At 36.0% G+C, this 12,752-nt stretch carries 10 protein-coding genes and 6 tRNA genes; 15 read left to right on the forward strand and 1 reads right to left on the reverse strand.

Translation table 11 applies throughout. The features are described 5' to 3' along the window. The first annotated feature begins 38 nt into the window (after positions 1–38). The 4 genes from CQ022_RS00525 to CQ022_RS00540 all read left to right on the forward strand — a co-directional run bounded on the left by CQ022_RS00525 (position 39) and on the right by CQ022_RS00540 (position 5,689). Positions 39–1,754, forward strand: a complete 1,716-nt coding sequence (locus CQ022_RS00525) for a helix-turn-helix domain-containing protein (RefSeq protein WP_105684321.1) — start codon at positions 39–41, stop codon at positions 1,752–1,754. A 175-nt stretch (positions 1,755–1,929) separates the two neighbouring features. Continuing rightward, a complete protein-coding gene (locus CQ022_RS00530) occupies positions 1,930–3,681 on the forward strand; it encodes an alkaline phosphatase D family protein (protein WP_105684320.1) in 1,752 nt (583 codons plus the stop codon). A gap of 97 nt (positions 3,682–3,778) precedes the next feature. Then, a complete protein-coding gene (locus CQ022_RS00535) occupies positions 3,779–4,474 on the forward strand; it encodes a hypothetical protein (protein WP_105684319.1) in 696 nt (231 codons plus the stop codon). A gap of 165 nt (positions 4,475–4,639) precedes the next feature. Next, positions 4,640–5,689 (forward strand): MBL fold metallo-hydrolase, encoded by a 1,050-nt coding sequence (locus CQ022_RS00540; RefSeq protein ID WP_105684318.1) that lies wholly within the window; start codon positions 4,640–4,642, stop codon positions 5,687–5,689. Between the two features lie 81 nt (positions 5,690–5,770). Here the strand turns inward: CQ022_RS00540 and CQ022_RS23115 are convergent, their stop codons facing one another. After that, positions 5,771–6,610, reverse strand: a complete 840-nt coding sequence (locus tag CQ022_RS23115) for a DUF4822 domain-containing protein (protein ID WP_228421833.1) — start codon at positions 6,608–6,610, stop codon at positions 5,771–5,773. Positions 6,611–6,885: 275 nt separating this feature from the next. Here CQ022_RS23115 and CQ022_RS00550 point away from each other — a divergent pair, with 275 nt between their 5' ends. From CQ022_RS00550 to CQ022_RS00580, 11 genes are all read left to right on the forward strand, one after another. Beyond that, positions 6,886–7,599 (forward strand): DUF434 domain-containing protein, encoded by a 714-nt coding sequence (locus tag CQ022_RS00550; RefSeq protein ID WP_165791710.1) that lies wholly within the window; start codon positions 6,886–6,888, stop codon positions 7,597–7,599. A 2-nt stretch (positions 7,600–7,601) separates the two neighbouring features. Next, a complete protein-coding gene (locus CQ022_RS00555; RefSeq protein WP_105684316.1) occupies positions 7,602–8,252 on the forward strand; it encodes a hypothetical protein in 651 nt (216 codons plus the stop codon). A gap of 191 nt (positions 8,253–8,443) precedes the next feature. Next, on the forward strand, positions 8,444–9,808 hold the full coding sequence (locus CQ022_RS00560) for an SDR family NAD(P)-dependent oxidoreductase (RefSeq protein ID WP_105684315.1): 1,365 nt from the start codon (positions 8,444–8,446) through the stop codon (positions 9,806–9,808). 10 nt (positions 9,809–9,818) lie between these two features. After that, positions 9,819–9,889, forward strand: a tRNA-Ser gene (locus CQ022_RS22805). Positions 9,890–9,897: 8 nt separating this feature from the next. Further along, a tRNA-Gly gene (locus CQ022_RS00565) sits at positions 9,898–9,969 on the forward strand. 3 nt (positions 9,970–9,972) lie between these two features. Beyond that, positions 9,973–10,049 (forward strand) — tRNA-Ala (locus CQ022_RS22810). An 11-nt stretch (positions 10,050–10,060) separates the two neighbouring features. Further along, a tRNA-OTHER gene (locus CQ022_RS22815) sits at positions 10,061–10,130 on the forward strand. A gap of 13 nt (positions 10,131–10,143) precedes the next feature. After that, positions 10,144–10,215, forward strand: a tRNA-Pro gene (locus tag CQ022_RS22820). A 23-nt stretch (positions 10,216–10,238) separates the two neighbouring features. Then, positions 10,239–10,748 (forward strand): hypothetical protein, encoded by a 510-nt coding sequence (locus CQ022_RS00570; RefSeq protein ID WP_105684314.1) that lies wholly within the window; start codon positions 10,239–10,241, stop codon positions 10,746–10,748. Further along, the gene (locus CQ022_RS00575; protein WP_105684313.1) at positions 10,735–12,666 is read left to right on the forward strand and encodes a hypothetical protein; all 1,932 of its coding nucleotides are present in this window, start codon (positions 10,735–10,737) and stop codon (positions 12,664–12,666) included. Before CQ022_RS00570 ends, CQ022_RS00575 begins: the two co-directional genes overlap by 14 nt. 4 nt (positions 12,667–12,670) lie before the next feature. Then, a tRNA-OTHER gene (locus CQ022_RS00580) sits at positions 12,671–12,740 on the forward strand. Positions 12,741–12,752: the final 12 nt, after the last annotated feature.

The following is a 12,752-nucleotide window of genomic DNA, read 5'->3' on the forward strand; positions in this document are numbered from 1 at the left end:
TGAAAAAAAGAATATTTTTGTACAGTATAGAAAAATTAATGAAACAGATATTCCTACTTTTATTTACCTTCTTTTGTAGTCTCTTTTTTACTCAAAGCAAAATTGATAGTTTAAGATTATTGAATTATGAGGAGCTAAAAAATAAGTTTAATGTTTATGATGAATCCAATAAAAAGTTAGAAGCAAAAGCTATTTCTCAATATTATTTATCAAAAGCAAAAAAAGAAAAAAATATCCTTGAAACTGCAGAAGGCTATAACCTTATACATTTAACTGAAGATTTCCCATTGGCTTTAAAGTATGTTGATAGTATGGCCATGATTACAAAAAATGTGAAAGGAGATATATATCCGGCCAGAACATTTATCATAAAAGGAAATTTATACTATAAATATGACAACTTAAAAGCGGCCCTTGATAATTATATTTTAGGTTTAGAATATTCTAAAAGGCAAAAAAACGTAAAGCAGATCGCTTATGCCAATATGAATATTGCCTATTTAAATAGTTATATGGGAAACAATAAAGAAGCGGCAAAAACATTTCGGTATTATTTATTAAACTCCCAAAATATAACAGATGAATATCAGCATGATCAAATGCGGGTAAGTCTTGCTTACTGCTATATTAAAATAAATAAAATTGATTCTGCCAGATTTTTCATTCAGGAAGGATTAAATTCTCCTTTCGTAAAAAAGAATAAATATAATATGAATCAATATTTATATTTATCGGGTCAACTGAATCTTAAAACCAAGAATTATCAAACCGCTATTGCTGAGCTCACCAAGGCATATAATTATTTTTCAAGCATTAATGATAACAATCAAAACTTTGTCTTATATAGCCTGGGAAAATGTTATGAAGAATTACATAATAAACAAGAGACGATAAAATATTTTACCCAAATAGATGCTCACGTAAAAGAAACAGAGGTTACTTTTCCAGAATTAGGAGACGTATATACTGTTCTAATAGATTATTATAGGGAAAGTGGAGATAAAGAAAAACAGCTCTATTATATTGACCGTTTTCTAAAAGTTGACAAAAAGCTTGATGATCAGTTTCGGTACTTATCAACAGAACTACACAAAAAGTATGATACCCCCAATCTTCTACAAGAAAAAGAAGATATAATAAATGAATTAAAAAATAAGAAGACATTTTTATATGCTTCTGTTAGTATTTTAATATTAATACTATTGATGTTTATATATTTTTATTTCAAAACGAAGAAAGCTGAGAAAAGACATCGAAAAATTGCTCAGGATCTCATTCATTTGATTGAAAAAAGAAACCTTGAAACCATTGAGAATAAAAATGATCAACAGATAGAGGCTGAAGAGCCAGTAAAAGCTGAAAGCGAAAGTAAAACCATTAAAACTGTTCCTGAAGATGTGGCTCAATCTATCCTAAAGGATCTGGACACTTTCGAAAACAAACGCCACTTTTTAAAAAATGGTATTACATTAACAAGTCTTGCAAAAAATATAAAAACCAATACTGCGTATCTGTCTGAAATTATTAATACCCACAAGGATAAAAATTTCACAACTTACCTTAATGATTTACGGATTGATTATGTTTTAGATCAGCTTGTAAAAGATAAAAAATTTCGTTCTTATAAATTACCTGTTATTGCAGAAGAAATTGGCTATAATAATGTACAGGCATTTTCTATTGCATTTAAGAAAAGGACGGGAACTACCCCTTCTATTTATATTAAAGAGATTGAAAAATCAATTTCGGGTTAAAACAATTGAAAATCAATTACACAAATTTCCATTCTTATTTTCTTTAAAAGAGACATTTTATACCGCTGAATTTCCTATGTATAACATTAAACATTTGTTTAAAAAACCATAAAAGATATTTAAAACTCAGTTAACAGCCTTCTTCCTGAGATACCGTTGCTTTGCAAAAAAAGTAATGATGGAAAACAACAACCAATTCAACAGAAGAAGATTTCTTAAAAATTCATTATTGGCTGCCGGAGGAATTTTTATTGCTCCTTTAATTGAAAGCTGCAGCGATGATTTTACCGAAAATGGGAATGCTCCCGATGATCTTAAAAACGGAGGTTTTGAATCCGGTGTAGCGAGTTTTGATCCCAGCGCTACAGGAATCATCATATGGACCAGATATTCCAAAGGAACTGATGCAGAGATTACATGGGAAATAAGTAAAAACAGCAACTTTTCAGAAGTAGTAAGAAGAGGGCAGACCAATGCTACTGTAGTGAATGATTTTACAATAGCCGTTGATGTACAGAATATCTCCTCCAACACAAAATATTACTACAGATTCTATAATACCAAAACCAAAGAAGTGAGTGTAACAGGGGAAACTCTTACTTTACCTTCAAAATCAGATGCCGTAAGTGAAGTGAAGATGGCGGTAGTGTCTTGTTCTAATTTTCCTGCAGGACTTTTTAATGTATATGGAGCGATTGCAAAATCGGAAGCTGATGTTGTCGTACATCTTGGGGATTATATCTATGAATATGCACCGGGACAATATGGTACGAATCCTTACACCAACCCATTAGGAAGAGCCCATCAGCCAGCAAAAGAAATTCTTAACCTCAGCGATTACAGAGAACGATACAGACAGTACAGAGGCGATAAAAACCTTCAGCTTCTTCACCAGAAAAAACCATTCATCTGTGTTTGGGATGACCATGAATTTGCCAATGATACCTATAAATCCGGAGCAGAAAACCATCAGCCTAATGAAGGGGATTTTCAGGCAAGAAAAATGGCTGCTTTTCAGGCATACAGTGAATATATTCCTCTTAAAACAGGAAAGGACATGAGAATTTACAGAAGTTTCAACTTCGGAAATATCGTTTCCCTTTACATGATGGATACGAGAGTGATTGCAAGAGATAAACAGATGGAATATTCAGATTATCTTGATAACACGGGAAATTTTAATCAGCTACAGTTTAAAACCGATCTCTTAAGCACAAGCAGAAAACTGATCGGAAATGAGCAGATGTCATGGCTGAGCTCGCAGATTAATGGTGATACGGCAAAGTGGAAAGTGCTTGGACAGCAGATTTTAATGACTAAAATGATGGTTCCAGCTGAATTATTGATGCTTTTGAATCAGATTTTAGCAGAAATAAAACAACATGGAAGTGCACAGCCGGCTACGATGCAGGCACTTCAGAATACCATCACACAACTGATTATTCTTAAAACAAGGTACAAACAGCAGGATCCTACATTAACGCCCCAGGAAATTGCCAGAATTACAACAACTCTGCCTTATAATTTAGATGCATGGGACGGATATTTCATGGAAAGAGAACAGCTTTATTCTCTTCTTGCCGGAAAAAATGTAGTGGTACTGGCTGGAGATACTCACAATGCATGGTTAGGAAAACTGACTGATGCGCAGGGTAAATTCATAGGAACAGAATTAGCCTGCAGTTCCGTTTCTTCTCCTGGTCTTGAAGGATATCTGGGAATCAGCTCAGATCCTACAAAAGCAATAGAACTGGCTCAGGCATTTTCATTGCTGATTGATGATCTGGAATATGCCAATCTCTACAAAAGAGGATATCTGCATGTGAAATTTACTGCTGGCAGTTCTGTGGCAGAATGGAGATTTGTAGATAATGTGATCTCCGATACTTACAATACGACGACGGAAAAAACTTATACAATTTCATAGTTTCAATAAACATATTTTATTTTCAATTAAGTAGAAAGAGTCATGGTGTGCCACTGTGACTCTTTTATATTATTCCCTTTTTTCGTATCTTGAACAGATGCAAGAGGATATAAGAAAAGATTTTTTACCATTAGTTTCTAAAACATGGTGGTTCATGACCTGGCTTACCAGGATTTTTGGGATGCTTTTATTGTTGGCCGCCTTTCTGCTGATATTGGGATTGCCTGTTGTGATTAGCGATAAAGTGGTACTATTTGTTGTCATAGCAATACTATATTATCCGGCTCTTGCATTCGGTTTATATCGTTTCTTTATTTATCAGAAGAAAATCAGAAAAAGAGTGGTTAGAAAGATAAGGATTGATGATCAGGGAATTCATTATAAAAGAGCAGATGGAACAACAGATCAAATTCTTTATCAGAATCTGAAAAAATATAGCTTTTCAGATGAATATGATGTAAGCATTACCCCAAGAAACAAAATCTATGTATTGTGGGTAAATGATGGTGGCTCAGTAGCCGAAGTTGATTTTGATGGAATAGAAGCAGGCTACAGTTCTTATATTGGAAATTTAAAAGCCTTACGAAGAAAATATATTCAGGGAATTGTGTACTTCAGACCGGACTTACACATTGATCCCATGGTTTATGAGGTCTACTATATCAATCCTGTTGATTTTACATTTGATAAGAAAAAGTATTGGACAGCATTTGTACAAACTTTTGCAATATTGATCGTATGCTGTACAGTATTAGGAATTATTATGTTGGGACTGGCTAAATGGCTTTTTTAAGAATAGATCTCATCAGATGATGGAGGATTAAAATTTCCACCTCCTTTCAATTTTATTTTCTCATCTCAAAATCTTATGCTTATATTTATTTTATATTGAGGTTTGCCAGCCAATAAGATAGAGAGTATTTCTTTAGAAACTAATGCCGGATTTAAAATTAAGTGAATGAAGAATTTGAAAAAACAGCTCGGACAGTTTCCCGATGAAAAAAGAAAAGAATATTTCAGTACACTTCCCAATTATCTCAACGGAAGATTTCAGAATATATTGACAACACCTGCATTATTAGAAGGCGAAAGTATGACCAAACTGCTTCTGCAAAGCCTTTGCAAGGTAGAAAATACATTACCAAAGAAAGCTCTTCCTTTTGTAGTGACTGATCTCAACAATCTTCAGCCTGATGAAAATATACTGGTGTGGTTTGGGCATAGTTCCTATTTCATACAAGTGGATGGAATGAAATTTCTGATAGATCCTGTTTTCAGTGGAAATGCTTCCCCTATGCCAGGTTCTATAAAGGCTTTTCAGGGAGCCGATTATTATAAACCGGAACATATGCCGGATATAGACTTCCTGCTTATTTCACATGACCATTGGGATCATCTGGATTATAAAACCGTTCAGGAATTAAAAGATAAGGTAGGTAAAGTTATTTGCGGCTTGGGAACCGGGCAGCACTTTGAATACTGGGGCTGGAATTTTGACAGAATCATCGAAAAAAACTGGTGGGAAAGTATAGACATTGCAGAAGGTTTCAGAGTTACGCTCACTCCGGCAAGACATTTTTCCGGAAGATTACTGAACCGTAATATTTCACTCTGGACTTCCTTTGTTTTAAAAACTCCAACGAAAAATCTGTTTTTAGGTGGTGATAGCGGTTATGGAAATCATTTTGCACAAATTGGAGAACAATATGGACCATTTGATTTAGCCATCATGGAAACCGGACAATACAATGAAAAATGGCCTTATATTCATACTTTGCCGGAGCAGCTGATGCCGGAAATAAAAGAACTGAAAGCCAAAAACTTTATTCCGGTACACAACTCCAAATTCAAGCTGGCACAGCATACCTGGTATGAACCTTTGGAGCTTTCGTCGAAACATGCAGAAGAAAACAATATTCCAATAACACTTCCTGTGATCGGAGAAAAAGTAAACTTAGACCAGTTGGGAACAATCATCTGGAAAAAGTGGTGGGAGGAATATGTATAATGAACGATTTAATCAACTTTAAAATAAAAAAAACCTGCCCATTACTGAGCAGGTTTTTCCTTCTTATCAAAAAAATAATCACTACAAAGGTTCCTTATGGTTTACCTTAGTATGTATAATATCGTAAAATACTGCTGGGTTGGCTGCATCAGGGGTAATTCTATAAGTAAACGTAGTTTCGTTCAGAACCAGAATATCTACAACACGCGTAAATGTAGGAGTGGTAAGGGTTCTTTTTTTTCCGTCCGGAGAAATAGACCACGTTCCTTCAGATCTCAACACATCATTCAATCCAAAAATTTTAAAAGTTCCATTAGCTTTGAAATAAGAATAGCCTACAAATCCGGATACACTGGCATCAGTTAACGCTACATTATTTCCACTTTTATCTTTCGCCCCTGTTGTTTCCCATGGAGTGGAAGCCAGAGTAAGCTGTCCGTTGGTTGGTTCTGCGTGAGCAGTTTTCGTATGGATGATATCATAATAAACAGATGGATCACTGGAGTTGGGACGAATTCTATAGGTAAATTCATTTTTATTTAAAACAAGGATTTCAACATCACGGGTGAAAATAGTAGTTCCATCCGGATTCAATGCTGCAATAGTTCTGGTTTTTCCCTGTGCATCTACAGACCATGTTCCCATAGATCTCAGCACATCCGTAAGATTATAAATGGCAAACTTCCCATCTGATTTGAAATAAGCAAAACCTACATATCCGGCAACACTGGCATCAGTAAGGGCTACACTATTTCCATTTTTATCTTTAGCTCCTGTTGTTTCCCATGGAGTAGAAGACAATGTCTGTGAGGGAGTCTGCTGTTCAATAATAATTTCATCGTCATCATTTGAGCATGAAACGAAAGATGCTGACAACAAAACGGCTGCAGACAGATAACATAATTTTTTCAGGGTATTCATAAGGGTATTTTTTAAGTCTTTGCAAACTTATTCCTAATAAATATCAATGCGTTGTATAAAATATCTCTTTTGTTGTAGAAAATATAACAGATTCCGATTCAGCATGAGAAAAATGATATTGTTAACAAATGCCACTAAAAGCGGTACTTAATTCCCCTCCTCTGGAGGGGTGGCAAAAATTCAAAGAATTTGTGACGGGGTGGTTATGGTTGCTGACTTTCATCAATAAAATAAATTTTCTGCCATAAAACTCACCAAAAATTCTATTTTTGAGTATGAATAACAGAAACCGTGGAAAAAATACCGGCGATGATACCCTTTTCGGTTCGGAGAAACAGGTCAATAAACTGAAACTGGCTGTTGAAGATATGAAGTATCTGCTGACCAGAGAGTACCCGGAAAAAGCGGCTTCTGATCTTGTGGGAAACAGATATCGATTGAAAACCCGCCAGATACAGGCTCTGCGTGGAGCATCCGCATCTGCTGTACAGCTTCACAATAGAGAATTGAAGCACTTAGAAGCATCTGATTTAAATGGAAAAACAATTTATCTTGATGGTTTTAATGTTCTGATCTTGCTGGAAAGTCTGCTTTCGGAAGCCTATATTTTTGAAGGATTGGATGGCTGTATCCGTGATCTTTCCGGAGTTCATGGTACCTATAAAAGAGTTAATCAGACCTTGAAAGCAATGGAATTGGTTGCTGCTTTTCATCAAAAAAACCAGATTCAGAAATTGGTATGGATCTTTGATAAACCGGTTTCCAACAGCGGAAGAATCAAACAGAGTATTCTTGAGTTTGCTGAGCAGCACCAGCTCAATTGGGAAGCGGACCTGCAATACAATCCCGATAAATTTTTGGCGGAGAGTTCGGAGCTCATCATTTCCTCGGATGCCTGGATTCTGGATCACTGTAAAGAATGGTTTAATCTGATTGGATATTTGATTACAGAAGAAAATATTGCTGTTAACCTCATCAAAACAAAATAAGTATGAATTTGTTTGAACCTTATATTTCCTTATTTTCCGAAGCCTGGAAAGATCAATATCAATCCGTTTTAGTAAAAGAACATCTGGAAAACCTGGAAAAAAATATATACAGATTTAAGGAAAATGCCTTGGAATGGAACTTCCCTTATTTTAACGAAGAAATAAAGATCAACAGACAGGAAAGTTTTGAACAATTTATTACCATTCTTGAAAGTAACCATTCCGATGAGGTGAAAGCAAAATTTCTGGAAGCCATTCCATTTGAACATTGGCTGAATATCTTAGGTCAAAGATTAACCTCTGCAAGTATTCGTGATGAAAATGGAATTCCTCCCTTGAAAACAATGTTGATCAATGCCTGTCAGGAGCCATTTAATAATGAAATTACCATTGCACAGAGAGCCTGGGAGAAGCACATCGGGAGAATGGATGACGATTTCTGGGGTGAGATCAAAGGAAATAATCAGCAGAAACAGGAGAAAGTAATGGCGAAAATCCATGATATTCTTGATAATAAAACCTGGTGGAATGTTTTCTTCCACTACAAACATGAACTGGTTTTTGAAGTCCGGGAAAAAGAAGGCCACGGTATCCGATGGAGCCATGGAGGAACAAAACTGATTGGCTTTCTGGAAAGATTTATCAATGAATAAAATGCAAAGATCTGTGTCATTTGTGAAATCTGTGGGAAAATACATAAGCCCGCAAATTAGATAGATTAATCAGATTTTTTAACCTTAAAACTATTTTCTCTTTTCGTTTTTCGTCTTTTTTTACCTTCTTTTTAACTGCGTAAAAACATTGCGTACCATACTTCTAGTTTTGCAGATATAAAACAGAAGCTATGAATCAATCAGCACAAAAATTTTCAACCGAAGAATGGGAAATATGTCTCAAGGTTTTGAATGCCCTGAAGGAAGACCCTTTCCTGAACCCTGATAACAAAATATTTTCAGGACTGATTACGAAGATTCATAAGAACGCCAAAAAACAAAGTCGTCATGAAAGTTACTCTGAAATGAAGTCTCATGATCTGGTGGTAAATTCCAATGCGGTACTGATGCAGAAAGCATTGGCCGGTGTTTCTGCTTTTTATGATGATGAAAAAGAAGAAGTAAAACTTACAAAACTTCAGATTCCCAAAAACTGCTACTGCTGTAACCAAAGTTATCAGTATGCTCATTCTTTCTATTCCAGATTATGTTCTGTATGTGCCGGAGAAAACTATGAAAAACGTTTTGAAACAGCTGATCTTACAGGAAGAAATATAATCCTGACAGGAGGAAGAGTGAAGGTAGGTTTTGCTACTGCATTGAAGGTGTTGAGAAACGGGGCCAATTTGGTTTTGACAACCCGTTTTCCGGCACTGGCGATGGAGCTTATGCAGCAGGAGGCAGATTATGAAAACTGGAAAGACAGACTTTGGATCTATGGATTGGATCTTAGAAATCTGAAGGCGATCCAGGATTTTATAGACTTTTATAAATTGAATTTTGATACGCTGGATATTCTGATCAACAATGCAGCACAGACGATAAAATATCCTGATGCATATTATCTTCCGATTATAAAACGTGAAAAAGAAAAACTGATAGAATTTAAAGATGTCCATACTCTGATCCCGAACCAGACGGAAATCTCAAATGAAATAGCAAAAGTGGAATATGCTCAAAATGAGGAAACGCAGGTTGCACTTACCCGTTTTGGTCAGCCGGTAGATGATAGAGAAAAAACAAGCTGGAATTCTACGCTGGAAGAAGTTTCTATGTATGAACTGGTAGAGGTAAACCTCATCAATCATATAGCACCATATTTCCTGATCAAAGAACTGAAGCCATTGATGAAAAGCTCAGAATTTAAAGAGAAATTTATCATTAATGTCACTTCATCAGAAGGAATATTCAGTTACGAGAATAAAACAGTTTTTCACCCGCATACGAATATGACAAAAGCGGCTTTGAATATGATGACTCTGACGTCTGCAAGAGAATTTGAAAATGATCAGATTTATATGAGTGCCGTAGATGTGGGATGGATTTCTACAGGAGCCAAAGAAAGCCTTAGAAAGAAACAGTTTGAGATGGGATATATTCCGCCACTAGATTCTGTGGATGGAGCGGCCAGAATTCTGCACCCTGTGATAGAAGGAATACAAGGAAATTACTTTAGTGGAGTTTTATTGAAAAATTATAAAGTTCATACCTGGTAAAATCCAAACGGAGATAATAGTATTAAATGGAAAAATACATTTTGCTAAAATGAGTTGCAGGTTCGAATCCCGTTTATCTCCCAACTATTGAAACGGTAGCTCAACGGAAGAGCGCTGGCCTGCCACGCCAGAGGTTGCGGGTTCGATTCCTGTCCGTTTCACAGGAGTACATAGTTCAAAAGGAGAAGAATACGTCCTCAGCACGGACGAGCTGCAGGTTCAAATCCTGCTGTACTTCCCATATAAACAATGGAGATAATAGTTTAACGGAAAAACGATTCCCTGCCCGGAATCGATGCATGTTCGAATCGTGCTTATCTCCCTAATTCGAAAGTCAGAGCAGTAGCTTAATCAGGAAAAGCATATCCATGGGGGATAGGTTGCCGGTTCGATCCCGGTCTCTTTGGCTTTCATTTTAAAATATAATACCATGCTTAAAAAATTATTGATTTATCTGAACATTATTGATGAAATTCAGATTCCGGTACCTATACAAAGGAGAGAGAGAACTCCAATGGAAAAAGCGTTGGCGCTTTCCAGAGCCGAAATGCTACAAGAAAGACAAAGTATTTTACAGGAACAAAAAAGAGAAGCCTCAGAAAGTTTAGTGAAAGAAAAGAAAGTGACAGAACCTATTATTACCCCGAGAGAAAGAAAAACAAACCGAAGCTATCATCATAAAATTAAAAATCTTGCAGAATATACAAAGGATTATAGAGAATACTGTCTTGAGAAAACAAGCAACCAGCATATGTTGAAGACAAGAGAGTATCATATCTATGCTAAAGCCGGAACTACAGAAGCTTTCCAGATTTCCGAAGATGCCTTTATATCTCATAATGAACATAAGATGCTCCGTATAGAGAGTGATTACTTTGTAAAATATATCCAGCAGGAATATAACCCGATAACTCAAATGATAGAAAATGCATACGACTGATACCATAAAAAAATATAAAATATTCTCCGAAGAAGACTGGGCGAATATTGTTTTTGATGACCATGCTCTGATAGAAGTGTATGCTAAAAACATCACCTTTCATTGTACAGAAATACAAGGAAACCTGCTTTTGCGTGGCGAAGGATGCCGTTTCCCGGAGCTGAAACTTATCACAGGAAACCTCTCTATTGACGCCAAAAATTGTGAATTGCCAAAACTGGAAACAGTAGAACGTCATTTTACCATGCATTGTCATACCGTGATGAACGACCTTAAACAAGTCAGAGGAAATTTTAAGTGTATTGTTGATACTACTTTTAAAAACCTGGAAACTATCGGAGGATGCATTGCTGTAAAGAATGCTACGGTAAATACGAGGAATGGGAAGTTGCTGAAAACAAGAGATGTTATTCCTGTTCAGTATCAGTTTCAGGCGGATTTGCTTCTGAAAGATGGTATTTTTGATATCAATATCCTTGGAGATAATATTATAATTCCTCATCAGGAAATCCGTGGTAAAATTACGATTGTGGGACGAAATGTTTCATTCCCGAATCTGGAATTCGTTCATGGTACGCTTAGAATAAGGAGTGAATATCATATTGGACATAAATTTACCCATCATTTTCCTGTGCTGAAGAAGTTGATCGGTAACCTGAAATTTGAAAATACCAGTGCTTCATTTCCGGTGCTTCAGGAAACAAGCGGAAGTATTCATATGGAAAATGGTTCTTATGTCACTTTTCCGGCGCTTGAGAAATCAGGTAATATAATGCTCAATGGAGGAAGCAGAGGATCATTTCCTGTTTTGACTGATATTAATGGAAATTTCATGTATAATGGTTCTGAAAAGTGCAATTTGAATGCTCTTCGATATGTGAAAGGTGTTTTCAATACCTATAATGCGGTTGCTCCTAACATTGCTGAGGTAGGAGATCTGATTATTCATGAAACCGATAGTTTTGAACACCTTCAAAAAGTTAACGGGAAAATTCAGTTTTTGTATAATGTGAACCCTACGACAGATTTTAAATCGTTGGAGTATCTTGGGGAATGGGGAGATTCCAGGATGAAGGACCTGAAGTTCCCTGCGTTGGAATGTATCAACAATTATTTGTACGGTACCTATGATGGCTTTGAACATATTGCAAAGAATATTTATTTTAAAATAAATAATAACCTACATCTTACGAAAGATCATTTCATGATCTCACGAACATCTTTCCCTTATATTTTCCAGGAAAAGCGTTATCCTTTGAGAAAACTGGTTGCGATCTTAAAATTAAGACACAGCAGCTTTCAGAATTTTGAAACCCGTGAATATGAAAGACAATGGGAATCTTTTACTACTCCGTTTTTTACACAGGTTTTAGATAAAATTGAAAGTCTCTGGACGGAAGTGGAGCCCATGAAATATGAAGAATTCTTTAAATCAGAAGATCGGAATTTTAAACTGTTCTGCTTCAGTTATTATGGCGTAGGAAATCTGATGGAAAAACTTGAATCCAGAAAGATCAATGAAAAAGAAATTGAAATTGCCTACCAGGAGTATGATGAAAACGGAAACGAAAAACTAATCCGAAAAGTCAACCGTTATGAAGTGCATGAAGTTGAAAACCGTAAACTGGGTGTATTCATCTGGGGAAGCAGGGCAGAATATTCTTATGCAGTGAAATGTTGGTGTCCGTCTACGGAAAAAGAACACTGGCTATGGATAGAGGAGGGATATAAAGGTGATGCTTTGACAGCCATTGCATCTACCTTCAGAATACACAGTAATCTGATTCCTTATATAAAATGCTTGAAGAGACAAGGCGATTTGCTCATCTGCGAATTGAAAGAAAAAGTAACCCCCACAGGAGAAATACGACCTCTTACAGCTTCAGAATACTTTAATCTTCTGAGAGCCGAAACATAAACAAGAAACAGTAGTTTAACTGGAAAAATATTCCACTCAAAGGAAAGTCATCGGTTCGAACCCGATCTGTTTCTATTTTTTTAAAC

The organism is Chryseobacterium culicis, from assembly GCF_002979755.1.
GTDB classification, from domain to species: Bacteria; Bacteroidota; Bacteroidia; order Flavobacteriales; family Weeksellaceae; genus Chryseobacterium; species Chryseobacterium culicis_A.